Source organism: Pseudomonas sp. NPDC089392 (assembly GCF_044749595.1).
Taxonomy (GTDB): domain Bacteria; phylum Pseudomonadota; class Gammaproteobacteria; order Pseudomonadales; family Pseudomonadaceae; genus Aquipseudomonas.
On the sequence record NZ_JBIVIF010000006.1, the window covers coordinates 155677 to 180417 of the forward strand.

At 63.9% G+C, this 24741-nt stretch carries 22 protein-coding genes; 15 read left to right on the forward strand and 7 right to left on the reverse strand.

The annotated features are described in order from the left end of the window. Positions 1-184 precede the first annotated feature (184 nt). Positions 185-1516 carry an MFS transporter gene (locus ACIP1G_RS08635; protein ID WP_400735486.1) on the reverse strand — a complete coding sequence of 444 codons (1332 nt, stop codon included), beginning with the start codon at positions 1514-1516 and terminating at the stop codon, positions 185-187. 248 nt (positions 1517-1764) lie between these two features. Next, a complete protein-coding gene (locus ACIP1G_RS08640; protein WP_400735488.1) occupies positions 1765-2064 on the reverse strand; it encodes a hypothetical protein in 300 nt (99 codons plus the stop codon). A gap of 113 nt (positions 2065-2177) precedes the next feature. Between ACIP1G_RS08640 and ACIP1G_RS08645 the strand changes: the two genes are divergently transcribed. Beyond that, positions 2178-4031, forward strand: a complete 1854-nt coding sequence (locus ACIP1G_RS08645; protein WP_400735490.1) for an ABC transporter ATP-binding protein — start codon at positions 2178-2180, stop codon at positions 4029-4031. A gap of 246 nt (positions 4032-4277) precedes the next feature. On the opposite strand, the gene ACIP1G_RS08650 is transcribed toward ACIP1G_RS08645, so the two are convergent. Then, complete coding sequence (locus ACIP1G_RS08650) at positions 4278-5105, reverse strand: IclR family transcriptional regulator (protein ID WP_400735492.1); 828 nt, start codon at positions 5103-5105, stop codon at positions 4278-4280. Between the two features lie 249 nt (positions 5106-5354). Between ACIP1G_RS08650 and ACIP1G_RS08655 the strand changes: the two genes are divergently transcribed. The 8 genes from ACIP1G_RS08655 (at position 5355) to ACIP1G_RS08690 (ending at position 13312) form a co-directional block, all read left to right on the forward strand. Further along, positions 5355-6374, forward strand: coding sequence for an ABC transporter ATP-binding protein (locus ACIP1G_RS08655; protein WP_400735494.1), 1020 nt, complete (start codon positions 5355-5357; stop codon positions 6372-6374). Further along, positions 6371-7240, forward strand: a complete 870-nt coding sequence (locus tag ACIP1G_RS08660) for an ABC transporter permease (RefSeq protein ID WP_400735496.1) — start codon at positions 6371-6373, stop codon at positions 7238-7240. The genes ACIP1G_RS08655 and ACIP1G_RS08660 overlap by 4 nt, the downstream gene beginning before the upstream one ends. A gap of 4 nt (positions 7241-7244) precedes the next feature. Then, positions 7245-8039, forward strand: coding sequence for an ABC transporter permease (locus tag ACIP1G_RS08665; RefSeq protein WP_400735498.1), 795 nt, complete (start codon positions 7245-7247; stop codon positions 8037-8039). A gap of 14 nt (positions 8040-8053) precedes the next feature. Further along, entirely contained in the window at positions 8054-8344 is a 291-nt protein-coding gene (locus ACIP1G_RS08670; protein WP_400735500.1) for a (2Fe-2S)-binding protein, read from the forward strand. Beyond that, positions 8341-9699, forward strand: a complete 1359-nt coding sequence (locus ACIP1G_RS08675) for an FAD-dependent oxidoreductase (RefSeq protein WP_400735502.1) — start codon at positions 8341-8343, stop codon at positions 9697-9699. Before ACIP1G_RS08670 ends, ACIP1G_RS08675 begins: the two co-directional genes overlap by 4 nt. Next, positions 9696-10829 carry an NAD(P)/FAD-dependent oxidoreductase gene (locus ACIP1G_RS08680; RefSeq protein WP_400735504.1) on the forward strand — a complete coding sequence of 378 codons (1134 nt, stop codon included), beginning with the start codon at positions 9696-9698 and terminating at the stop codon, positions 10827-10829. The genes ACIP1G_RS08675 and ACIP1G_RS08680 overlap by 4 nt, the downstream gene beginning before the upstream one ends. Then, positions 10826-11869, forward strand: a complete 1044-nt coding sequence (locus ACIP1G_RS08685; protein ID WP_400735506.1) for a polyamine ABC transporter substrate-binding protein — start codon at positions 10826-10828, stop codon at positions 11867-11869. Before ACIP1G_RS08680 ends, ACIP1G_RS08685 begins: the two co-directional genes overlap by 4 nt. A gap of 195 nt (positions 11870-12064) precedes the next feature. Then, positions 12065-13312, forward strand: a complete 1248-nt coding sequence (locus ACIP1G_RS08690) for an OprD family porin (RefSeq protein WP_400735508.1) — start codon at positions 12065-12067, stop codon at positions 13310-13312. Positions 13313-13560: 248 nt separating this feature from the next. On the opposite strand, the gene ACIP1G_RS08695 is transcribed toward ACIP1G_RS08690, so the two are convergent. From ACIP1G_RS08695 to ACIP1G_RS08705, 3 genes are all read right to left on the reverse strand, one after another. Then, a complete protein-coding gene (locus ACIP1G_RS08695) occupies positions 13561-14277 on the reverse strand; it encodes an IclR family transcriptional regulator (RefSeq protein ID WP_400735510.1) in 717 nt (238 codons plus the stop codon). A 173-nt stretch (positions 14278-14450) separates the two neighbouring features. After that, positions 14451-15644 (reverse strand): MFS transporter, encoded by a 1194-nt coding sequence (locus ACIP1G_RS08700; protein WP_400735512.1) that lies wholly within the window; start codon positions 15642-15644, stop codon positions 14451-14453. A 129-nt stretch (positions 15645-15773) separates the two neighbouring features. Continuing rightward, a complete protein-coding gene (locus ACIP1G_RS08705) occupies positions 15774-16451 on the reverse strand; it encodes an RraA family protein (RefSeq protein WP_400735514.1) in 678 nt (225 codons plus the stop codon). A gap of 235 nt (positions 16452-16686) precedes the next feature. Between ACIP1G_RS08705 and ACIP1G_RS08710 the strand changes: the two genes are divergently transcribed. Further along, positions 16687-17664 carry a hydroxyacid dehydrogenase gene (locus ACIP1G_RS08710; protein WP_400735515.1) on the forward strand — a complete coding sequence of 326 codons (978 nt, stop codon included), beginning with the start codon at positions 16687-16689 and terminating at the stop codon, positions 17662-17664. A gap of 82 nt (positions 17665-17746) precedes the next feature. Next, positions 17747-19072: an MFS transporter gene (locus ACIP1G_RS08715; RefSeq protein WP_400735517.1), complete on the forward strand. Its 1326-nt coding sequence runs from the start codon at positions 17747-17749 to the stop codon at positions 19070-19072. Between the two features lie 177 nt (positions 19073-19249). Here the strand turns inward: ACIP1G_RS08715 and ACIP1G_RS08720 are convergent, their stop codons facing one another. Next, on the reverse strand, positions 19250-20020 hold the full coding sequence (locus ACIP1G_RS08720) for an IclR family transcriptional regulator (protein WP_400735519.1): 771 nt from the start codon (positions 20018-20020) through the stop codon (positions 19250-19252). A gap of 154 nt (positions 20021-20174) precedes the next feature. Here ACIP1G_RS08720 and ACIP1G_RS08725 point away from each other — a divergent pair, with 154 nt between their 5' ends. From ACIP1G_RS08725 to ACIP1G_RS08740, 4 genes are read left to right on the forward strand one after another with little or no spacing between them, the layout of a single operon-like run. Next, positions 20175-20984: a shikimate dehydrogenase family protein gene (locus tag ACIP1G_RS08725; protein WP_400735521.1), complete on the forward strand. Its 810-nt coding sequence runs from the start codon at positions 20175-20177 to the stop codon at positions 20982-20984. 4 nt (positions 20985-20988) lie between these two features. Beyond that, entirely contained in the window at positions 20989-22722 is a 1734-nt protein-coding gene (locus tag ACIP1G_RS08730; protein WP_400735523.1) for an FAD-dependent oxidoreductase, read from the forward strand. After that, positions 22707-23027: an NIPSNAP family protein gene (locus tag ACIP1G_RS08735; RefSeq protein WP_400735525.1), complete on the forward strand. Its 321-nt coding sequence runs from the start codon at positions 22707-22709 to the stop codon at positions 23025-23027. Before ACIP1G_RS08730 ends, ACIP1G_RS08735 begins: the two co-directional genes overlap by 16 nt. Before the next feature lie 33 nt (positions 23028-23060). After that, positions 23061-24734, forward strand: coding sequence for an FAD-dependent oxidoreductase (locus tag ACIP1G_RS08740; RefSeq protein ID WP_400735527.1), 1674 nt, complete (start codon positions 23061-23063; stop codon positions 24732-24734). Positions 24735-24741: the final 7 nt, after the last annotated feature.

Here is a 24741-nt window from a genome sequence, read left to right on the forward strand (position 1 = left end):
GCTGAAAATGTTTCGGTGAACACCTGCGGCGCTCGATCTCCTAGGCGCTGTAAATGTTTCGGCGAACATCCGCGGCACTCGATCTGTGCATCACCCCTAATCCTCAGCCATGCACCTGCAAGCCCTCACCCCACCCCCCGCCAAACCAATCGCAGCCACTCTTCCCCCAACCTTTCCGCCTGCTTCAGCGCTCCAGCGATGCCGCCGCTTCCAGGCTCATGCCGCGCGTTTCAGGTGCCAGCCACACCGATACGATCAGCCCGGCGAGCGAGACCAGCGCGGCCACCAGCATGGTGTTGCCAATGCCGATGCTCTGCAGCGAAATAGGCACCAGCCACGTGCCAGCGGCAGAGCCGATCCGCGACATGGACGACCCCATGCCCACCGCAAACGCGCGGATCTCGGTAGGGAACAGTTCGTTGGGGTAAACCAGCTCCAGTACCTGCGCCCCGCCAATGAACAGCGCATAAGCGCCGAACAGCAGAAGCACCAGGACCTCGGAGCCGTTGGAAAACACCCCAAGCCCCAGCAACGCCAGGGTCGACCACAAGAAGCTGTGAATGATCAGCGGGCGCCGCCCGAGGGTGTCGATCATGCGCGTCGCGACAATACAGCCGACAACGAACAGCAAGGTAATCAGTACCGACCCGTAGGAGGCCCAGGCACCTTTCAGGTTCAGTGCCTGCAACACCACGGGTGCAAACGAGTACACCGCGAACATCGGTACCACCGCAGAACTCCAGAACACGGCAACGAACAGCATGCGTTTGCCGTAGCCCGAACGCATCAGCGCACCGAGCGACACTTTTTGCTCTTTCGCCTGCTCAGGCATGTTGGCGATGGAAAACGACGGCCCGTAGACCTGCTTGATAACGCGGTCGGCCTCGTCGAAACGGCCCTTGCTCATCAGCCAGCGTGGCGACTCGGGGGTTTTCAGGCGGATGATGAACAGCAAAACGCCAAGCACACCGGCGCTTGCCAGTACCCAGCGCCAGGCATCATCGCCGCCGCGTGCCAGAATGAAATTGCCCACCATGTAGGACAGTGCCGCACCGGCAAACCACAGGATGGTCAGGCCGGCCAAGCGCCGGCCACGGTGTTTCTGCGGCAGGAACTCGGTGAGCAACGAGCCGGCCACCGGGTACTCCAGCCCTACCCCTACGCCAACCAGGAAGCGCAGTGCGAACAAGGCAATGCCTGATTCGACCCAGAAGGTGCCTACAGAGCCGACGATGAACAAGACCGGGCCGACGAAGAACAGGCGCTTGCGCCCGATCTTGTCAGTCAGCCATCCGCCCAGGAAGCCACTGCAAAAAGTCCCGAGCATGGCCGAAGCAGCCACCATGCCTTGCCAGAACGAGTCCAGTTTCAGGTACTCGGAAAACTGCACGATCACCACCCCGATAATACTCAGGATATAACCGTCGAGGATCCAGCCACCACCGGCACGCAAGGTCATTAATTGATGGAATCGGTTTAACGGTACATCTTCGATAGAAACAGTATTACTTGTCACCGCGAGTGCCCTTTGTGGTCTTAATTATTGTTGGAACCTGAAGACGTTCAACTCGTACTTCATAGTGGACTTTGCGCCTATAGCCGAAACGCGCGCACACGCGCTCACTGGCGCAACTTTCCGGGTAGGTGCGCTGACTGGCTTATTGTCTACTATGTGTAGACATAGGATAGGCGAGGCTTTGATCGATGGTCAACGCCGTAGAATGGGTAAAACCGAGACATGCAGAAAGTAACTCTCGCGGAAATTTAGTTCTGCTTTTCTGTCAAGTCTCCATCACTGTAGCGCTGTGAAAAAATGTAAGAAATAGTAATTATCCGTGGCGCAATTTGACATTTACGCGGCGCTACCAGTAGGTTCTGAAACGTGACGCAGCGCCTGTTCACGGCAAAAAAATCCGCCACAAAAATAGCGTTTTTTTGTCGTTCGCCAGCATAACGGTGTCGTCGCGCGGCAAGTTCTATATTTGCCTGATTCATACCTGCCCAAAACAGGTCATTTAATACCTGATCGCGACATGCGCATCCCTCGATGGCCAGGTAGTCCATGCCAGGCCGGCGTGCCTGATCAAGCCTGCATCTGTGGTGTCTACCGACAGGCGAATGCCGCAATGTGCTGTATGGTTACCGGTCAGGCAAAAATTGATTTTCCGGAGACAAGCATGCTTCGTATCTTTGAGCGATGGCTCGACCCCTTCCCCCCCGACGAAGTACCACCGCCACCGGTTGGACTGTTGCGCTTCATGTGGGCCTGCACACGTGGCGCCCGCGGCTACATTCTGGCGCTGGCACTGCTCAGTGCCGGGGTGTCGATCTACGAAGCCTGGCTGTTTGCCTTCCTCGGCCAGGTGGTCGACCTGCTGTCGGCCTGGCAGGCCGGCGGCACCATTGGCCCGCAGGAAAGCCATGTGCTGTGGGGCATCGGTATCGTCCTGGTAGTCAGTATCGGGCTGGTGGCGCTGCGCACCATGGTTCAGCACCAGGTACTGGCGATCAACTTGCCACTGCGGCTGCGTTGGGATTTTCACCGGCTGATGCTGCGCCAGAGCTTGTCGTTCTTCTCTGACGAGTTTTCTGGCCGGGTCACTACCAAGGTGATGCAGACAGCGCTGGCGGTGCGCGAAGTGCTGTTCACCGTCATCGAAATCCTGCCTGGCATTGGTGTGTACTTCATTGCGATCATCGCCCTGGCCGGTGGCTTCGCCCTGAAACTGATGCTGCCGTTCATTGCCTGGGTGCTGCTGTTCGGGCTGGCCATGCTGTACTTCGTGCCGCGCCTGGGCAAGGTCGGGCAGGAACAGGCCAATGCGCGGTCATCGATGACTGGGCGGGTTTCCGACGCCTACACCAACATCACCACAGTGAAACTGTTCTCGCATTCCAAACGCGAAGCGCACTTTGCGCGTGCGGCCATGGAGGATTTCAAGCAGACCGGCTTTCGCCAGATGCGCCTGGTCAGCCAGTTCGAAATCGTCAACCAGGCGCTGGTGGTGGGCCTGATCTTTGGTGCTGGCGGCTACGCGTTGTGGTTGTGGCACCAGGGCCAGGTCGGCACCGGGGCGGTGGCGGCGATTACCGCCATGGCCCTGCGTATCAACGGTATGTCGCACTGGATCATGTGGCAGATGACTTCGTTGTTCGAAAACATTGGCACTGTGCAAGACGGCATGGCCACCCTCACCCGCGGCCCCAAGGTGCAGGATGTACCGGGTGCCGTCGAGTTGGTGACCACGGGTGGTGCAGTGAGTTTCGACAAAGTCAGCTTCAACTACAACGGCGAGCGGCAGGTGCTCAACGACCTGAGCCTGCACATTCGCCCGGGCGAAAAAGTCGGGCTGGTCGGCCGTTCTGGTGCCGGCAAGTCCACCTTGATCAACCTGCTGCTGCGCTTTTACGACGTGGACAGTGGCGAGATCCGTATTGATGGGCAAAACGTCGCCAAGGTCACCCAGGACAGCCTGCGCAGCGCGATCGGCATGGTCACCCAGGATACCTCGCTGCTGCACCGCTCGATTCGCGACAACATCGCCTATGGCCGCCCCGATGCGAGCGAGGCGCAAATCCGCGCTGCCGCTGCCAATGCCCAGGCCGATGGTTTCATCAGCCAGCTCAGCGACCGGCAAGGTCACAGCGGTTACGACACGTTGGTGGGCGAGCGTGGCATCAAGCTGTCCGGCGGCCAGCGTCAGCGCATCGCCATTGCCCGGGTAATGCTGAAGAACGCGCCGATCCTGCTGCTGGACGAAGCCACCAGCGCGCTGGATTCGGAAGTCGAAGTGGCCATCCAGGAAAGCCTGGATGAAATGATGCAGGGCAAGACCGTCATCGCCATCGCCCACCGGTTGTCGACGATCGCAGCCATGGACCGGCTGATCGTGATGGACGAAGGGCGCATCATCGAGCAAGGCACCCACAGCGAACTGTTGGCAAAGAATGGCACCTACGCGCGGCTGTGGCAGCACCAAAGCGGCGGGTTTCTGGGTGAGGACCAGGGCGTGGCCGAGGCAGTGGAGTAAGGCCGCGCTGTAGGAGCGGGTTCACCCGCGAACACCGGCGCAGCCGGTGCCAGCCACCGCTGGATTCTTCGCGGGCACGCCCGCTCCCACAGTTACTGCGCAGGCTTCGGGCTCACGCGATACCTATGTAGGAGCGGCTTCAGCCGCGAACACCGGCGCAGCCGGTGCCAGCCACCGCGTTGGATTCTTCACGGGCACGCCCGCTCCCGCAGGGATGGTGCCGGGGCCGGCGTCCTGCCTGCCGATTCAACCAAAAACATGCGAAGGCCGGCGCAGTACCGGGTCGAACGGGTTGACACGCTCGCCAATCGCCGCCGCCTCGCGCTTTAGCAGTGCCACCACGGTTGGCATGCGGTTGGGCCCCAGGCGGTCACTGATGGTCGCCACGCTCAGGGCCGCAACGGCATGCCCATTGCGGTCCAGGATCGGCACCGCCAGGCCGGCCATACCATCAAGCACACCGGTGTTGCGCCCGGCGTAGCCAAGGCTGCGCACATTGTCGATTTCGGCACGCAACATGACTTCGTCGTAATGGTGGAAATCCTTCAGCCTCGGCAGGTTGTAACGGATCACCTCGTCACGCTCTTCCTCCGGCAGGAAGGCCAGGATCGCCAGGCTGCCCTGCCCCACTCCCAAGGCCACACGGCCGCCGATGTCACCCGTGAAGGTACGGATCGGGTATGGCCCTTCGCTGCGGTCCAGGCACACCGCATCGAACCCCGAACGCGCCAGCAGAAACAGTGAATCCCCCAACGAGGCCGACAGCCGCAGCAGACTGGGGCGCACCACATCGCGCAGGTTGCCAGCCTGCCCGGCCTTGGCCGCCAGGGCAAAGAAATCCAGGCTCAGGCGGTAACGTTTACTGGTCGCGCATTGATCAACCATGCCCTCGTCTATCAGGCTGCGCAGCAAGCGGTGGGTGGTGGGCTGCGCCAGGCCAACCCGCTGCGCAAGCTGGCTGACCTTCTCGCCCTCGCCGCCGCAATCACCCAGCGCGCGCAATACGGCAAACAAGCGCGACACTGCACTGACACCCACTTCCTTGCCTTGCTCATTTCGTTTATCGGAATCCATATTTCGCTAAACCCCAAACAATTCCAGTCAGTGGAATAATTTTAAAATAGCTGTCACTCAGTGAAATTACCCTTTGTCGCCATCCTAATCATTGCCCTACTCTCCGGTCCATAGGGCGATATCACAACATCGGCCGCCGCCACAGAAGCGAGCGCCAACGTCCGTAAAAGCTTTGCTTTTCGCCGCTGGCGCTCTGCCCACCCTGAAACTGCCGGTTGACCCCGGTTCCGTTTGCGATGGAGCACAGCCATGACCTTTCTTTTGATCGACAAACTCTGCAAGCGCTATGGCGCCACGGAGGCAGTGGCCAGTTCGTCACTGGCCATCGAAAAAGGCGAGTTTGTCTCCCTGCTCGGCCCCTCCGGCTGTGGCAAGACCACCACCCTGCAGATGATTGCCGGCTTTGTCGAAGTCACCAGCGGCCGCATCGTTCTCGACGGCCGCGACATCACCCACGCCAAGCCGGCCAGCCGCGGCCTGGGCGTGGTGTTCCAAAGCTACGCACTGTTCCCGCACATGACTGTGCGCGACAACGTCGCCTTCGGCCTGCGCATGCGCAAGGTAGCCAATGCCGACATCGCCCGCCGGGTCGACCAGGCCTTGGCGCTGGTGCGCCTGGACAAGCATGCCGAACGCTACCCTCGGGAACTCTCCGGTGGCCAACGCCAGCGTGTGGCCCTGGCTCGCGCCCTGGTAATCGAGCCGCCGGTGCTGCTGCTGGACGAGCCGCTGTCCAACCTGGACGCGCACCTGCGTGAAGAAATGCAGTTCGAGATCTGCCGCATCCAGAATGAAGTCGGCATCACCACCCTGATGGTCACCCACGACCAGGCCGAGGCCTTGTCGATCAGCGACCGGGTGGTGGTGATGGAGGCCGGGCGCATCACCCAGGTCGACGACCCCTACCGCCTCTACGAACACCCAGGCACACCGTTCATTTCCGACTTTGTCGGCAAGGCCAACCGCCTGCGTGGCGTAACCGGCCCCGGCGGGCTACCGCAGGCGCACGCCCAAGGCCCGCTGACCCTTAGCCTGCGCCCGGAAAAAATCAGCCTCGGCCCGGTCGGCGGCGGCAAGCTCGCAGGCCGCATCAGCTGCCGCTACTTCCTCGGCAGCCAGTGGCTGTACCGGGTCGACACCGCGCTGGGCAACCTGGCCGTGGTGCGCGCCAACGACGGCAGTGCACCACTGGATGAAGGCACCCAGGTCGGCCTGGACTGGAACGATGCCCTGCTGCGGGTGCTGAACGCAGGCGAGGTGGCGGCATGAGCACGGCAAAACTGCGCAGCAGCGCCTGGGGCTACGGCCTGAGCAGCCCGGCCCTGCTGCTGTTCCTGGCCTTGCTGGTGGTGCCACTGGGGCTGACCGTGCTGCTGTCGTTCAACGCGTTCGAATACAGCAGCGGCATCCAGGCCGGCCAGTACACCCTCAGCCATTACCTGAGCCTGGTGACCGACACCTACTACTACGAAATCTTCTTCCGCACCTTCTGGGTCAGCGCCGTGGTCACCCTGCTGTGCGTGCTGATCGGTATCCCCGAGGCCATGGTACTCAGCCGCATGGGCGCGCCTTGGCGTTCGATCTTCCTGATCCTGGTGCTCACCCCACTGCTGATTTCGGTAGTGGTGCGGGCCTTCGGCTGGAGCTTGCTGCTGGGCGCCGACGGCCTGGTCAACCAGGGCATCACCGCCCTCGGCGGGCAACCGGTGAAGCTGCTGTACACGCCCTTTGCGGTGATCATCGGCCTGGTCCACGTCATGCTGCCGTTCATGATCATCCCGGTGTGGACCTCGCTGCAGAAACTCGACCCGGCCGCCGAGCAGGCCGCACTGTCGCTGGGCGCCAGCCAATGGACGGTGTTCCGCCGCATCGTGCTGCCGCAGATCATGCCCGGTGTGCTGTCGGGCACGCTGATCGTGTTCGGCCTGGCCGCCAGTTCCTTCGCCATCCCCGGCTTGCTGGGCGGTCGCCGGCTGAAGATGGTCGCCACCATGATCTACGACCAGTACCTGGCGGAGCTGAACTGGCCGATGGGCGCCACCATCGCGGTCGCCCTGCTGCTGATCAACCTGTTGGTGATGCTCAGCTGGAACCGGCTGGTCGAACGCCGCTACAAACGCGCACTTGGAGTCTGAACCGATGACCCGTAACGGCCCGCTGGCCCTGTCCTTTCACGCCCTGGTGATGCTGTTCATGCTCGCCCCGCTGGTGGTGGTGTGCCTGGTGGCATTCACCCCGGAAAACACCCTGAGCCTGCCCACTGCCGGCTTCTCGTTGCGCTGGTTCAGCGCCGTGTTCGAGCGTGCCGACTTCCTCGATGCGTTCTACAACAGCCTGAAACTCGCGGCCCTGGCGGCCTCGTTGGCCACCCTGCTCGCCGTGCCGGCGGGCCTGGCGCTGACCCGCTACAGCTTCCCTGGCCAGGGTTTTCTCAACGGCCTGCTGCTGTCGCCGATCATCATCCCGCACCTGGTGCTGGGTGTGGCCCTGCTGCGGCTATTCGCCCTGCTGGGGGTCAATGGCAGCTTCGCCTGGCTGGTGTTCGCCCATGTGGTGGTGATCACCCCCTATGTGCTGCGCCTGGTGCTGGCTGCGGCCATCGGCATCGACCGCAGCGCCGAACAGGCCGCACAAAGCCTGGGCGCCGGCCGGGTCACGCTGTTCTGCAAGGTCACCCTGCCGATGATTCTGCCGGGAGTGGCCGGGGGCTGGCTGCTGGCATTCATTAACAGCTTCGACGAAGTGACCCTGTCGATCTTCGTCACCTCGCCCGCCACCCAGACCCTGCCAGTGCGTATGTACGTGTACGCCACCGAGTCCATCGACCCGATGATGGCCGCCGTCTCGGCACTGGTGATCGCCGTCACCGCCATGACCATGGTCGCCCTGGACCGGGTGTACGGCCTGGACCGCGTGCTGGTGGGCAAACAATGACAAGGAATGCCCCTATGCCCCTGTTCAAGCGCGTGGCCGAACACGACCGCGAGCCATTGCCCTTCCTGCTCGACGGCCAACCAGCCCAGGGCATGAACGGCGACACCCTGCTGACCGCCATCCTGACCAATGCCGCGCACCTGCGCGGCAGCGACTTCAACGCCGAACCACGCGCTGGCTTCTGCCTGATGGGTGCCTGCCAGGACTGCTGGGTACGCCTGCAGGACGGCCGCCGGGTACGCGCCTGCTCGACCTTTCTTGAACCGGGCCAGTGCGTGACCCGCGACCTGGGGCGCCGGCCATGAGCGCAGTCGTGATCATCGGTGCCGGCCCGGCCGGCATCCGCGCCGCGCAAACCCTGGTGGCCCACGGCGTACGCCCGGTGCTGCTGGACGAAGCCAGCCGCGGCGGCGGGCAGATCTACCGCCAGCAACCGGCCAACTTTCGCCGGACGGCCAAAGCGTTGTACGGTTTCGAGGCGGGCAAGGCGCAAGCCCTGCACAGTACCCTTGAGCAACTGCGCGGGCAGATCGACTACCGGCCGGAAACCCTGGTGTGGAACGCCGAGCAACAGGTGCTGGACACCCTGCAACAGGGCCAGTTGGCCGACCGCCTGGCGTTCGACCGGGTGATCGTCGCCACCGGCGCCACCGACCGCGTGTTGCCAGTCCCCGGCTGGACCCTGCCTGGGGTGTTTACCTTGGGCGCCGCGCAGATCGCCCTGAAGTTCCAGGGCTGCGCCATCGGTGAGCGGGTGGTGCTGGCTGGCAGCGGGCCCCTGCTGTACCTGGTGGCCTACCAGTACGCCAAGGCGGGTGCCACGGTCAGCGCAGTGCTCGATACCTCACCTTTCAGGGCCCAGGTACGCGCCCTGCCACGCCTGCTGCTACAGCCGGGCACCTTTGCCAAGGGCCTCTACTACCGCGCCTGGCTGGCCGCCAAAGGCGTGCCGGTACACCAGGGCGTGGCCCTGCTGGGTATCGACGGCGAGCAACGCGCCAGCGGCGTGCGCTGGTCGCACAATGGCCAGCAACACTCCCTGCCGTGTGACGCGGTGGCGTTCGCCCACGCGCTGCGCAGTGAAACCCAGCTGGCCGACCTGCTGGGCTGCCAGTTCGCCTGGAACACCCTCAACCGCGCCTGGCTGCCGGTACGTGACGCCCAGGGCCGGGCCAGCAGCCCCGGTGTATACCTGGCAGGCGACGGCGCCGGTATCCTCGGTGCCGAAGGCGCCGAAATGACCGGCGAACTGGCCGCCCTGACGCTGCTGGCCGACCTCGGCAAGCCTGGCAACCCACCACGCCAGCAGCAACTGGAAAAGCGCCTGGCCACCCTGCAGCGTTTTCGCCAAGGCCTGGAGCAGGCCTTCCCGTTCCCCGAGGACTGGGCCCGGCAGGCCCCGGACTCGCTCACGGTATGCCGCTGCGAGCAGATCAGCGCCGGCGAAATTCGCGCCAACGTGCGCGCCGGGCACTGGGAAATCAACCGAGTCAAGGCCATGTGCCGGGTCGGCATGGGCCGTTGCCAGGGCCGTGTATGCGGCACCGCTGCCGCCGAACTGATCGCCTGCGAAAGCGGCCGCCCGATTGACCAGGTCGGCCGCCTGCGCGGCCAGGCGCCGATCAAACCTCTGCCCTTCGGCCTGGAGATCAAGCCATGACGCTGATCGAAGTGGACGCCATCATCGTCGGCGGCGGCATCGTCGGCAGCAGCGCTGCCCTGACCCTGGCCCGCGCTGGCCAGCAGGTGGCGCTGCTGGAGCGCGACTTCTGTGGGTCGCACTCCAGCGGGGTGAACTACGGCGGCGTGCGCCGCCAGGGCCGCTCGCTGGCCCAGCTACCGTTGTCGATGCGCGCCCATGTCATCTGGGGTCAGTTGTGCGAATGGATCGGCATTGACGGCGAATACGCCCGCAGCGGCCACCTGAAACTGGCACGCAGCGACACCGACTTCGACGCTTTGAAAGCCTATGCCCGGCGCACCCAGGCCTTCGACCTGCGCCTGCAACTGCTGGAGCGTCGCGAACTGCGTCAGCGTTTCCCGTGGGTGGGTGATATTGCCGTCGGGGCCTCGTATTGCCCTGAGGACGGCCACGCCAACCCACGGCTGGTGTCACCGGCATTCGCCCAAGCGGCCCGGCACAGCGGCGCCCAAGTGCACGAGCAGTGCAACGTACTGGCGGTCGGCCACGACGGCCAGCGCTTCAATGTGCGTACCAGCAGCGGCCAGTGTTTCAAGGCCCCCTGGCTGTTGAACTGCGCCGGCGCCTGGTCGGCGCAATTGGCCGAGCAATACGGTGAGCCGGTACCGCTGACCGCAGCCCACCCGGCCATGCTGGTCACTGAGCCACTGCCACTGTTCATGACCGCCAGCACCGGGGTCGAAGGCGGCGGCATCTACGCCCGCCAGGTGGCGCGCGGCAACTGCGTGCTGGGCGGCGGGCGCGGCTTTGCCCTGACCCCGACCACCGCACGCCCTGGCCAGGCTGCGGCGCTCGACATCCTGCGCAACGCTACCGAGCTGTACCCGGCATTGGCCGGCGCACAGGCCATCCGCACCTGGAGCGGCACCGAAGGCTACCTGCCAGATGACGAACCGGTGCTCGGCCCCAGCCTGCGCCAACCCGGCCTGCTGCATGGCTTTGGTTTTGCCGGCGCCGGCTTCCAGATTGGCCCGGCGGCTGGCGAAGCACTGGCGCAGTGCATCCTGCACGGCGCGCCGGCCATCAGCCTGGCGGCCTTTTCCATCAACCGTTTCCAGCCCAACCACCACAAGGAAAACCTGTCATGACGCACAAGCAACGTTTGCTCGCCCTGTTCTGCACCGTGCCCGGCCTGTTCGCCTGCCTGCCCGCCATGGCCCAACCCACGTTGTACCTGGGCATGAACGGCGGCACCATGGAGCGGCTGTTCAGCGACAATATTCTGCCAAAATTCGAGCAGGCCAACGGGGTGAAGGTGGTGATCGTCCCCGGCACCTCGGCCGACATCCTGGCCAAGGTCCAGGCTACGCCGAACAAGCCGTCGATCCATGTGATGGTGCTGGATGACGGCATCATGTACCGCGCCATCGGCATGGGCCTGTGCAGCACGCTCAAGCCCAACCCGATGCTGGCCCAACTGCCGGAAAAGGCCCTGATCAAGGACAAGGCCGCCGCAGTCAGCCTGGGCGTGACCGGGCTTGCCTACAACAGCCGGCTGTTCAAGGAAAAAGGTTGGGCAGCACCCACCTCGTGGAACGACCTGGCCGACTCGCGTTTCAAGGACAAGGTGGTGTTCCAGTCGATGGCCTCGTCCACCTTCGGCCTGCACGGTTTCCTGATGTACAACCGCCTGCACGGCGGCAGCGATACCGACGTCAACCCGGGCTTCACCGCCTGGCAGAAAAACGTTGGCCCGAACGTGCTGGAATACATTCCCAACTCGGCCAAGCTGTCGGAGATGGTGCAAACCGACGAAGCTGCGCTGTTCCCGCTCACCCCTACCCAGGTGACGGCACTGAAGCTCAAGGGCATCCCGGTGGAATATGCCGCGCCCAAGGAAGGCGCCGTGGTGCTCAACCAGGCCGAGTGCGTCACCGCCAACAACGACCAGCCCGAACTGGCGCAGAAGCTTGCCGAGTTTTTGCTCAGCCCCGAGGCTCAAGCACCGGCCCTGGAGCTGGGCGACCAGATCCCATCCAACCCCAACACCCCGACAAGCGACAAGACCCGTGGCCAGGTCGAAGCCATGCAGACCTACCTGCAAACGGCGGTGACCATCGACTGGGACCAGGTCAACACCCAGCGCCCGGAATGGAACGCCCGCTGGAATCGCCAGATCGAGCGATAAGCCGAGGCCCCCTGGCCCCCTGCCGGCACCTGGCGTGCCGGCAGGCGGGCACAACCCCCGCTTGAGCCACCGCTAACCACACAGTCGCTCTGCCCTGCACAGGCGCGGACAGGGCTTCTGCGCGCCTGCAAAACGGCTCGGGCACCCTCTTGCGTCACGCTGCCACCTAACTAGAACAAGCAACCGGAGCATGAAATGAGCATCAACACACTCGGTGTAACAGCCCTCTTGCTGGCGTCTTCCGCCAGCCCCTTGCTACAGGCCAGCGAGCAATCGGAGTCGACGGGTTTCATCGCAGGCAGCAAGCTGTCGATCAAGGCACGCAACATGTACATGCAGCGTGACAACCGCGCCAGCGGCGCGCGGCAGAACTATGGCGAGGAATGGGCCCAGGGCTTCATTGGCACCTTTCATTCTGGTTTCACCCAGGGCACCGTGAGCTTTGGCCTCGACCTGATCGGCCTGTACGCATTCAAGCTCGACACCGGCGACGGCCGCACCGGGGGTGGCACTGGCCTGCTGGAGCAGGACAGCCACGGCGCCAAGCAAGACATCAGCAAGGCTGGCGCCGCGCTGAAGGTGCGGGCCTCAAACACGGTACTCAAATACGGCACACAGGTGATGGCGGTACCGGTTCTGGCCACCTCCGACAGCCGCCTGCTGCCGGAAACCGTCGACGGTTTCTCGCTCACCAGCAAGGAAATCCGCGACCTGCAACTGGACGCCGGCCACTTCACCGGCCTGACCAACCGCAACCAGTCGTCCCGCGACAGCGGGCGCATGACCGCCGTGGACTACATTGGCGGCGTGTACAGCTTCAACGAGCGGCTTTCCAGCAGCCTGTACTACGCCAAGACTGCCGAACACTTTCGCAAGTACTACGTGAATACCCGCTACCTGCTGCCCCTGAGTGCCAGCCAGTCGCTGAAGCTGGACTTCAACGCCTACGACACGCAAAGCATCGGCCAGGCTCGCAGTGGCGAGCTGGACAACCGCATCTGGAGCCTGGGTGGCACCTGGACGCTGGGTGCACATGCCTTCACCCTGGCCTACCAGAAAGTGTCCGGCACCGGCGACTACGTGTACGGGCCAGACGGCAACGCGGTCTACAACTTCGCCAACTCGGTACAGTATTCGGACTTCGACTACGAGAACGAGAAGTCCTGGCAGGCCCGCTATGACCTGAACATGGCCAGTTATGGCGTGCCGGGTCTGAGCTTCATGACCCGTTATGTGAAAGGCACCGACTTCAAGAACGGCACCGGCGGCGACCTGGATGGCAAGGCCTGGGAACGCGATGTCGAAATACGTTACGTGGTACAGGCCGGTATGGCCCGGGACCTGTCGTTCCGCGTGCGCCAGGCCAGCTACCGCAGCCCGGACCGCGGCGGGCAGATCGATGAGGTGCGGGTGATTACCGAATACCCGCTCAACCTGTTCTGATGGAATGCGTGCAACTGGCTTGCCTGCTCGGCCCCTGTAGAGCGGCCTTGTGTCGCGAAAGGGCCGCGAAGCAGCCCCAGGGTTTCAGCGCAGATGCACAAATTGCCGGGGCTGCTGCGCAGCCCTTTCGCGACACAAGGCCGCTCCTCCAAGGGGCCGCGTTAGCCGATCCGGCGATGTCGCGGCAGTAAGCCAGGCTGCGAGTACGACTGTCTTGAAACCTGAAAAGCCTGCGCGGCCGCACCGGTTCAATCCGCTGACACGCGCTCGCTATCGGCTGGCTTGTAACCCAGGCTGCGCATCAGGTCGCGGGCCGTGTCGAAAAACTGCTGGCGCAGGCTTAGCGCGTACTCTTCGGTAAGCCGGCTGGCAGGGCCGGAAATGACCAATGCCCCCATCAGTTCATGCTGCGCGCCATACACGGGCAACGCCATCGAGGCCGCATGCGGGTCGGTCGCACCGCAGGAGTAATAGGGTTTTTCCAGGGCGATGCCGGTATCGAAGGGCGCGCGCAAAGCCTGGGCGCCTGCGGCCTCATCCATCGGGCGCATGTCACCGGGCTGCAGGTTGAGGCGCAGGCGGTGGGACGAATTGACCCGGTACTGGCACATGCGGTACGCGCCATGGCGCACATAGAACGAGGCAGTCTCGCCGGTTTGCTCGGCCAGAAACTGCAGGCGCGGCATCACATGCCGCTCCAGGTCCAGGGCCTCCTGGTACACCGCGTTCAGGCGCATGACCTCGCTGGCCAACTGGTAGCGGCCGTCGGCCATGCGGGTAATGAACCCGTGGTCTTCCAGCGACACCATCAAGCGCATGATCGTGCTTTTGATCAGCCCGGTGCGCTCGACCAGTTCCACCAGGCTCAACGCTGCATCGCCGATACGAAATGCGCTGAGCACGGTCAACACACGGTCAGCCGAAGCCACCCCATTCACCGCTGGACGCGGCCGCGCCTTCACCATCAGTAAGACCTCATGTTATTGGCGCCCTCGTACTTGGCGAGGGCTGAAGCGAGCATTATCCGATAACGCCGCGCCAGCGAGCAAACCTGCAAGAATCTGAATGTTCCCCACAGGGACACCCCATACCTGAAGTTGGCGCTGTACCTGTGGGAGCGGGTTTACCCGCGAATGCGTCAGTTGCTGCACCGCCCACGCCAGCGTGGAATGAGCAGGCTCAGCAACCCCACACCCAACACCCCGCCAGCAATGCCCAAGGTAACCGGTGCGCCATAACGGGCCGCGATCAAGCCGGCTGCCATCCCACCCAATGCTTCAAAACCAAAACGCATGGCAATGTAGAAAGCGATCACCCGCCCTCGCAACTGGCTGGGCGCGCCGCTCTGCAGCTGCATGTTGGTACTCACATTGCTCAGGGTGATAGCAAACCCCAGCAGCGCCAGGGCCAGCAGCGCCGACGGCAATGCACCGGCCAACCACAACCCGACCAGCGCCACCGCGCACAATAGCGCCCCCGCATCGGTAAATTGCCGCAAGCGTGGCAATGCCCCCGCCACCGCGAGCAGCAGTGTTGCAATAAAGGCACCCGCCCCCGCCGCGCCCCACAACCAGCCCAGCACACGGGCATCGCCCGCATACACGCTCTTGGCCAGAATCGGCAGTAGCGCGGCGTAACACGATGCCAACAGGTTGACCAGGATCACATTGATCAGCAATTGCCGCACTGTGCGGGTCTGCCACATGTAGGCCAGGCCTTCACGGAACACCTGGGCAGTCGAGCCGGCAGCCTTGGGCATGACCGTGCCACGCACCTTGAGCAAACCGCCCAGCAACGCCAGGAAGGCAAACGCGGTCAGCCCAAAGCAGGCCGCCTCCCCCGCGAAGGTAATCAACGCGCCTGCCAGTGGTGGGCCGACAAAGCGCGCGGCGTTGATCAGCATGGCATTGAGCACCAAGGCATTGGGCAAGTCTGCCGGGTCATCGACGAAGCTGCCGATCAGGGCCTGGCGCAGCGGTGTTTCCAAGGCATTGAGTACGCCAAGCAGCAGGGCCAACGCGGCAATGCTCACCCCGTTCATCCAGCCCGCCAGTGTGGCGAAGGCCATGCCCAGTGATTGCAATACCAGCACGCATTGCACCGCGATCAGCAGGCGACGCTTGTCGTGGCGGTCGATCCAGGCACCGGCCAGCGGGCCAATCAGCAACTGCGGGGCCAACGACAGGAAGGTAATCAAGCCCAGCAATACCGCCGAGCCCGTCAGGTGATAGGCCAGCCAGGCCAACGCAACCTGCTGCACCCATTTGCCCAGTGTAGAGACGCCTTGGCCGGCGAAGTAAATCTGGAAATTGCGGTAGGCAAGCGCACGCACGGCGGTAGGCCACTGCCTGCGCGCGGATGAAGATGAACCGGACAAGTATGCGAATCCTCAATGAATGCGCCCATGGCCGATCCAGCCTCGGCTGCGCACCCCTTCTCCAGGTGCGCAGTGCAGGCGGGGTCAGCCTGGCAGCAGGCAACCTTTGTTCTTCAGCGACGCCACGACCCAGGAGCGGTCGTTGGTGCCTTGGGCAATCTGTTCCATTTGCGCCGTCTCGGCAGCGTGCTTGGCAGTGGCCCGCTCATACACCTCGGCAACATGGTCGTAGGGCACGCACAGCAGGCCATCATCGTCGCCGATGACCAGGTCGCCGGGCTCGATCACCATACCATCAATGGCAATCGGCACGTTGATCTCGCCAGGGCCGTCCTTGTACGGGCCGCGGTGCGACACGCCAGCGGCGAACATCGGGAAGTCGCCCGCGCCAATGTTGGCCGCATCACGAATGGCGCCGTTGATGACGATACCGGCCACACCGCGCTTGACCGCATAGGCCACCATCATTTCGCCGATCAGGGCATTGCTCAGGTCGCCGCCGGCATCGACCACGATCACATCCCCGGGTTGGGCGATGTCGATGGCGTAATGCAGCATCAGGTTGTCACCGGGGCGGGCCTTTACGGTCAGCGCCGGGCCTGCCAGCACGCCTTCACGGTGCATCGGGCGCAAGCGGGCACCGCCCGCCGTCATGCGGTTCATCGAGTCGCTGACGTTCGCCACCGGCACTTCGCGGTACCTGCCGACCCATTCCGGCCCAACCTTGCGTGCGCGCTCAAGCACCTGGAAACCAATGCTCATGTGACATACCTCTCTTGGTGTTATTGGATGCCATCGACGGCTGTCGATATGTGTTTTTTAGAATGGCATTGCATTTTTATGGTTGCAATCAATTTTTTAACCTCTTATTTGATGAAAAGGCATCACGATAAGATGACTAAAATATTTTCTTGCAACGCCGTTTCATTCTGATAGGGTTTTCACCATCGCCGTCACACGATCGACTGCGCCCCTCGACAAGAACAAGGTACTGACGATGTCCCGAACCCTGCTGCTTACCGGCCCCGCACTCGCAGACGAGGCCATGCGCCTTGCTGCCGAGCATGGCGTGCGGGTGATTCCGACCACCCCTTACCTGCCGGCTGACGAGCTGCAAGCCATCATCCGCAGTGAGCAACCTGATGCGATCATCGTTCGCCAGGGCCAACTGACCCGCGGCATGATCGAGGCCTCTGCCAAGCTCAAGGTGATTGCCAAGCACGGCGTCGGCTTCAACACCATCGACATCCAGGCTGCTGCCGAGCACGGCGTCCCCGTGTGCATCGCGACTGGCGCCAACGCCCAGTCCGTGGCTGAACACGCGTTTGCCCTGATGTTCAGCGTGGCCCGGCAAACCGCCCTGCTGGATGCGCGCATGCGTGACGGGCACTGGGACAAGAGCGAGGCCAACGGCATCGAGCTGGCCGGTAAAACCCTGGGCCTGGTCGGGCTTGGCGCGATCGGCAGCATCCTCATGGAGCTGGTGGCGCCGCTGCGCATGCAGGTCAAGGTGTACGACCCCTACCTCAAGCAACTGCCCGAGCGCGCCCATGTGCAGCGCGAAGAAGATTTCGATCGCCTGCTGGCCGAAAGCGATATCATCAGCCTGCACTGCCCACTGACCGAGACCAATCACAACCTGCTCGGCGCCGCCCAGTTCGCCCGCATGCGCCCCGGTTGCATCCTGATCAACACCGCCCGTGGCGAGCTGATTGACACCGGCGCCCTGGTCCAGGCCCTGAGCGAACGCAAGATTGCCGGTGCCGGCCTGGACACCTTCAACCCCGAGCCACCGCCCACCGACAGCCCGCTGTGGGGCCTGCCGACGCTGGTCGCCACACCCCATGTTGGCGCCAATACCAGTGAGGCGCGAGACCGGGTGGGGCTGATTGCCCTAGGCCAGGTTCTCGATGCCTGGGCAGGCAAGGCACTGGACCCACGCTGCGTGGTCAACCGCCACCTGATCGATTGCTGACCGCGCCGTTGCGCGCCCTTTCCCACATGAAAGGGCGCCATCACAGCACATCACTCCAGAACAACAACAAGTGGAGAGCACCATGAATTCAGCTACCTCCCTGCCGGATGAGCTCGAGCGCAGCACCATGCGCCGCGTCGCCTGGCGCCTGCTACCGTTCCTGATCGTCTGTTACCTGATCGCGATCATCGACCGCGGCAACATCGGCATGGCCTCCCTGCAAATGAATGAAGACCTGGCCCTGTCGGCCAAGGTGTTCGGTTTTGCCAGCAGCCTGTTCTTCTTTGCCTACTTCCTGGTCGAAGTGCCCAGCAACCTGGCCATGCAGCGGTACGGCGCACGCCTGTGGATCGCCCGCATCATGGTCACCTGGGGGCTGATCTCCGCCGCCACTGCCTTCGTCCAGGGCGCCAACTCGCTGTACGTCATGCGTTTCCTGCTCGGCGCCGCCGAAGCCGGCTTCTTCCCCGGGGTGTTGCTGTACCTTACCTACTGGCTGCCGTCGGCCTACCGTGCACGCATGGTGGCCATCTTCATGGTGGCGATCCCGGCGGCCAATTTCATTGGCTCGCCCCTGTCCGGCCTGCTGCTGAGCCTGGATGGCTGGATGGGCATGCGCGGCTGGCACTGGCTGTTCATCCTTGAGGGCATCCCGGCCGTGCTGCTGGGCATCGCCTGCCTGTTCGTGCTCACCGACCGCCCCGAGCAGGCCAAGTGGCTGACCGACGAGCAACGTAGCTGGCTGACCCGGCGCCTGGCCGACGAGGCCGCGAAAAAAACCGCCATCGGCCATATCTCGCTGTGGAAGCTGCTGCGCCACAAGGACATCTGGCTGCTGGCAGTGATCTACTCCGGTGCCTCCGCAGCCGGCAGCACCATGAGCGTGTGGGCCCCGCAACTGCTGAAAACCTTTGGCCTCAGCGCCATGGAGATCGGCCTGGTCAATGCCATCCCCTACGGTATTGCCTCGGTGCTGATGATCATCTGGGGGCGCAGCTCCGACCGCACCGGTGAGCGCCGCTGGCACACGGCGATGACCATGCTGCTGATTGCCGCCGGCCTGCTGATGACCTTGTTCACCTCTTCGCTGCCAGCGACGGTGGTGATGTTGACCATGGTGCTGGTGGGTGCCTACTCGATGAAAGGGCCGTTCTGGGCGCTGGTGTCCGGCTGGCTGTCATCGTCCACCGCGGCTGCCGGCCTGGCCGCCGTGGGGGCCATGGCCAACCTGATTGGCGGGGGCTTGATGGTCAACGCGTATGGCGCCATTCATGACGCCACCGGCAGCTACGCCCTGGCACTGATGCCATTGGCAGCGCTGTGTACCCTGGCCGGGGTGCTGGTACTGGTCATTGGCCGCAAGCGCCAGCGGGAACAGGCTGAGTTGGCGGTGGCTGGCGCCAAATAGAAATTTGCTGTCGGCTAACACAGTCAGTTGTAGGAGCGGCCTTGTGTCGCGATAGGGCTGCGAAGCAGCCCCCGGTTTTCAGCGCAGACGCATAAATTGCCGGGGCTGCTTCGCAGCCCTATCGCGACACAAGGCCGCTCCTACAAAACACTGCACCGGCTTCGGCTGCGTGGCGCCTCAATCCAGCACAGGCCGCAGCAATGCCTGCGCCTCATACAATGTCGGCAAATAGCGCAAGCGTATTTCATCAACACTCAACCGCGACGCATGGGTCGTGATGGTCAGCGTCGCCTTCAACCGTCCAGCGCGGTCCAGCAGCGGCACGCCCAGCACGCGCATACCAATTTCATATTCCTGGTCCACGATGCAGAACCCCTGCCCCTTCACCCGCAGCAACTCCGCCCCCAACTGCACCCGATCCGTCAGCGTGTAAGGCGTCAACGCCCGTAGCGGGTTGCGGGCGAAATAGTCATCCCGTTCCCCCTCATCCAGCCAGGCCAGCCAAACCCGCCCGCCAGCGGTGCAATACATCGGCACCCGCGAACCCGGCCGAATCGACAACGAGGCCACATGGCTGTAGCGGCTGCGCACCAGGTGAATGATCTCGTCACCATCGCGGGTCCCCACCGACACGTGCTCCTGGGTCTGTCGCGCCACCTGCTCGACGATGGGCCGCAGCATGCGCGGCAACTGCGCCGAGTCGACATACGCCTGGCCAAGGCGCAAGGCCTTGGGCGTCAGCCAGTACTCGCGGCTGTCGGTTTCGGCAAAGCCCTCGTGCACCAAGGTCAGCAGAAAGCGCCGTGCGGCACTGGGGGTAAGGCCAGACAACCTGGCCGCCTGCGGCACGCTCAGGCGTGGTTGCTCGGTGCTGAACAGCTGCATCAGCGCCAGGCCTTTCTGCAAGCCGGCAATCAGGTCACGGGGGTGGATGGCAGGCGTATTCATGTATTCGACTCGCAAGCAGGGAGTAAAACAACCGATTACTGCGATAACCGGATCAATGATGCGATTATCGCACTACACAGCCAGTAAGCGCATTGTTGCTCACGCCTGCCTGCATCACTCTTGCCTCCACAACAACGCCAATAAGGAGGTCAGCATGATTCGTGGTTCCACTGAACTGGTCGCCATCGTCGGTTCGCCCATCGCCCAGGTGAAGTCCCCGGAAAACTTCAACACCTGGTTCGCCAACAACAACCGCAACCTCGCCATGCTGCCCATCGACTTGCAGGAGGCGGCGCTGGATACCTTTTCCGACACCCTGCGCGGCTGGCAGAACCTGCGCGGTTGCGTGGTCACCGTACCGTACAAGCAGGCGCTGGCCAGCTGCCTGGACGGCCTGAGCCAACGCGCAGCTGCCCTGGGCTCGGTGAATGTCATCCGCCGCGAACTCGACGGGCGATTGCTGGGTGACAATGTGGACGGCGCCGGCTTCCTCGGCGCTGCGCGCAAACATGGCTTCGAGCCGGCGGGCAAGCGGGCGTTGGTAGTCGGTTGTGGCGGCGTCGGCAGTGCCATCGCCTATGCGCTGGGCGAGGCCGGTATCTCCAGCATCACCCTCAGCGACCCCAGCACAGCGCGCATGGGCGCTGTGTGCGAACTGCTCGGCAGTGCCTTCCCCGGGCTTGTCATCAGCACACAGTTCAATGGCCTGGAAGACTTCGACCTGGTGGCCAACGCCTCCCCCGTCGGCATGGGGACGAACGCAGAGCTGCCACTGCCTGCTGCCCTGATCGCCACCCTGCAGCCCGATACCCTGGTCGCCGATGTGGTCACCTCGCCCGAGATCACCCCCCTGCTGAACCGGGCAAGGCAGGTCGGCTGTGCGATCCAGACCGGCCCGGAAATGGCCTTCGCCCAACTGGGCTACCTCGGCGCCTTCATGGGCGTCACGCCGCTGGAGATCTGAGGCCATGGCAACTCTCGAACAGACACAACACAGCTTTGACCTGGTGGTGCTGGGCAGCGGTGCCGGCGGCTTTGCCACCGCTGCCACGGCGGCGCGGCGCGGGCTGAAGGTGCTGGTGGTGGAAAAGGCTGAGCACTTTGGCGGCACTTCGGCGATTTCTGGCGGTGCGGTGTGGCTTTATGGCACCGAGCAAGCCCGCGCCGCCGGGGCCAAGGACACCCCCGAGGCCATGCGCACCTACCTCAAGCATGTCATCGGCGACGGCTACGAGCCTGCCCTGGTCGACGCCTTCATTGAGCACGGCCAACAGGCGCTGCGCTGGCTGGAGCAACATACCGAATTGCGCTACGCCCTGCGCCCGCACTCGCCGGACTATTACCCGGACGCGCCAGGCGCCACCCAGTCTGGCCGGGCGCTGGAAATGGTCGAGTATGACGGCAAGCACCTCGGCCCACGTTTCAAGGACCTGCAAATGCCACCGCCCGGCATGCTGCTGTTCGGCGGCATGATGGTCAACCGCGTGGATATCCAGCATTTCCTCAGCATGCGCCACTCGCCCAAGTCGCTGTGGCATTGCCTGAAGCTGATAGCACGTTACGCACGGGACCGCCTGTATCACCCGCGAGGCACCCGGCTTACCACCGGCAACGCACTGATCGCCCGCCTGGCCACGAGCGCCTTTGCCCAGGGTGCGCAGCTGTGGTTACGCAGCGAGGCCCTGGAGCTGATCGTCGAACACGGCGTGGTGACAGGCGTGGTGGTGCAGCACGAGGGGCGCCGTGAGCGGGTACTGGCCCGTGGTGGTGTGGTATGTGCCATGGGCGGTTTCGCAGCAGGCGCGCTCGCCGCCGGCTACCGGCCAACCCAGCAAGCGCCGCACCTGACCATGTCACCCGCCAGCAACGACGGGGCCGCCCTGCGCCTTGGCCAGGCCGTGGCGGCGGCTCAGGGCCAGGGCCTGGCCGCCAACTTCTTCTGGGCGCCGGTTTCCGAACTGCAACATGCCAGTGGCGGGCGTGAACGCTTCCCGCACCTGGTAACCGACCGCGCCAAACCGGGCGTGATTGCGGTGGACCCGAGCGGGCGGCGCTTTGTCAACGAGTCCAACTCCTACCACCACTTCGTGCAAACCATGTTCGCCAACGGCATTGCCAGCTGTTGGCTGGTTTGCGATGCCGAGGCGATGAACCGCTATGGCCTGGGCCTGGCGCGGCCAAAGCCGGTGAACAACCAGGCGTTGATCGACGCTGGCTACCTGCACCGGGCTGCAAATGCAGCAGCCCTGGCCCAGGCCATCGGCGTCGACCCACAGGTGTTTGCGCAAACCCTGGAGCAGTTCAACACCGATGCGCGCAACGGCATCGACCGCGCCTTCGGCAAAGGCGGCAACAGCTACAACCGCTACATGGGCGACCCGCAACACACCCCCAACCCGTGCCTGGCGCCATTGGCCAGCGGGCCGTTCTACGCCATCCGCATCCATACCGGCGACCTCGGCTCGGCCTGCGGCCTGGTAACCAACGCCGACGCCAACGTGCTGAACCGCAGTGGCCAGCCGATTACCGGGCTGTATGCGGTCGGCAACGACATGAACTCTTTGATGAAGGGCACCTACCCAGGCCCCGGCATCACCCTGGGCCCTGCCCTCACCTTCGGCTGGCTCGCAGCCAACCACATCACCGCGCGCCTGCAGGCGCCGGCCAACCACATGGAGACCCCGGCATGTACTACGAACTGAGAACCTACACCCTCGACCCACTGAAAATGGCCGACTGGCTGGCCCTGTACCAAAGCCATGCGCTGGAAGTGCAAAGCGAACACCTGGGTAACCTGGTCGGCTTTTTCACCAGCGAGTTCGGCGAGGTCAACCAAGTGGTGCATATCTGGGGCTATACCAGCCTCGACGAGCGCATGGCACGTCGCGCAGCGATGGCGGCGGACCCGCGTTGGGCGGAGTTTTCACGGCGCAACCGCGAACTGGGCGCCGTGCTGCGCCTGCAATCGCGGCTAATGCGGCCAACCGGCTTTTCACCGCTGCAGTAACACCTACTTTCAACGCCTGAGCGGAACCCCACAATGCCCCCCCTCGAATGTGACGTACTCGTCATCGGCTCCGGCGCCTCTGGGCTGGCTGCCGCCGTTACTGCCGCGCATCACGGCCTGCAGGTAATAGTTGCGGAAAAAGCCAGCCAACTGGGTGGCACCAGCGCCTGGTCGGGGGGCTGGTTGTGGATACCGCGCAACCCACTGGCCATCGCCGAAGGCATTGTCGAAGCAGACGATGCCCCAGAGCGTTACCTACGCGCGCAAACCCACGCCAGCGAGCTGGACCCGCGTCAACACGCGTTCCTGCGCCATGGCCCGGAAATGGTGGCGTTCTTCCAGCAACACACCGCAGTACAGTTCCAATCCGGCAGCCGCATGCCCGACATGCGTGAAGGTGACGGCAGCACGCCTGGCGGCCGTTCGCTGTGTGCACTGCCATTCGACGGGCGCCAGCTCGGGCCGTGGCTGCACAAGCTGCGCCCGCCGCTGGATATTGTCAGCCTGGCGGGCATGGGCATCGCCGGCGGTGCCGACATGGCCGCCTTTTTCAACGCCACACGCTCGCCCAAGGCGGCGCTGCATGTCGGCAAGCGCCTGCTGCGCCATGGTTGCGATCTGTTGCTGCACCGTCGCGGCCAGCAACTGGTCAATGGCAATGCACTGGTGGCGCGCCTGCTGCGTAGCGCGCTCGATCTTGGCGTGACGCTGCTAACCGACAAACCCGCTACTCGCCTGCTAGGTGAAGGGCGGGTCAGCGGCGCGTTGTTTGCCGATAGCCAGGTGATTCATGCCCGCCGCGGTGTGGTGCTGGCCTGCGGTGGCTTCCCGCATGACCGCCAGCGTATCGCGCAACTGATGCCGCACGCGCCGGACGGTGACCAGCATTACTCTGCTGCGCCCACGGAGAACAGCGGTGACGGCCTGCGCCTGGGCGAACAGGCCGGTGGCCTGATTTCCACGACTGCGGTACATGCTGGTGCCTGGGCACCGGTTTCGCGGGTACCGCGCCGCGATGGCAGTTTCGGTCATTTCCCGCACTTGCTCGACCGCGCCAAACCCGGCTTCATCGCCGTGCGCCGCGATGGTCGGCGCTTCGTCAACGAAGCCGATTGCTACCATGACTTCATGAACGCGCTGTTCGTCGCCACACCGCAGGGTGAGCCGGCGCAGGCCTGGCTGATCTGCGACCAGGCTGCGCAGCGCCGCTATGGCATCGGTTGGGCCAAGCCCTTTCCCTTCCCTACTCGCTTGTATCAACGCTGCGGCTACTTGCACAGCGGCGATACCCTGGCGCAACTGGCGCAGCGCTGCGGGATCGATTCCGCGCAGTTGCAGCGCACGGTGGATGGCTTCAACCACCATGCTGCCCTGGGTGAAGACCCTGCCTTCCAGCGTGGTGTATCGGCCTATAACCGGGCCCAAGGCGAACCTTTGCACGCCCCCAATCCGTCTCTGCGGCCTCTGCTGCACGGGCCGTTCCATGCGGTGAAAGTGCTGCCGGGCAGCCTCGGCACCTTTGCCGGGCTGGGCACGGATGCCTCGGCCCGCGTGCTGGACCACGCGGCGCAGCCGATCCCCGGGCTGTATGCGGTGGGCAACGACATGCACAGCGTGATGGGCGGGCACTATCCGAGCGGCGGTATTACCTTGGGGCCGGGGATGACCTTTGGGTATCTGGCTGGCCAGGCGTTGAGTGGTCTATAGGCTCCTC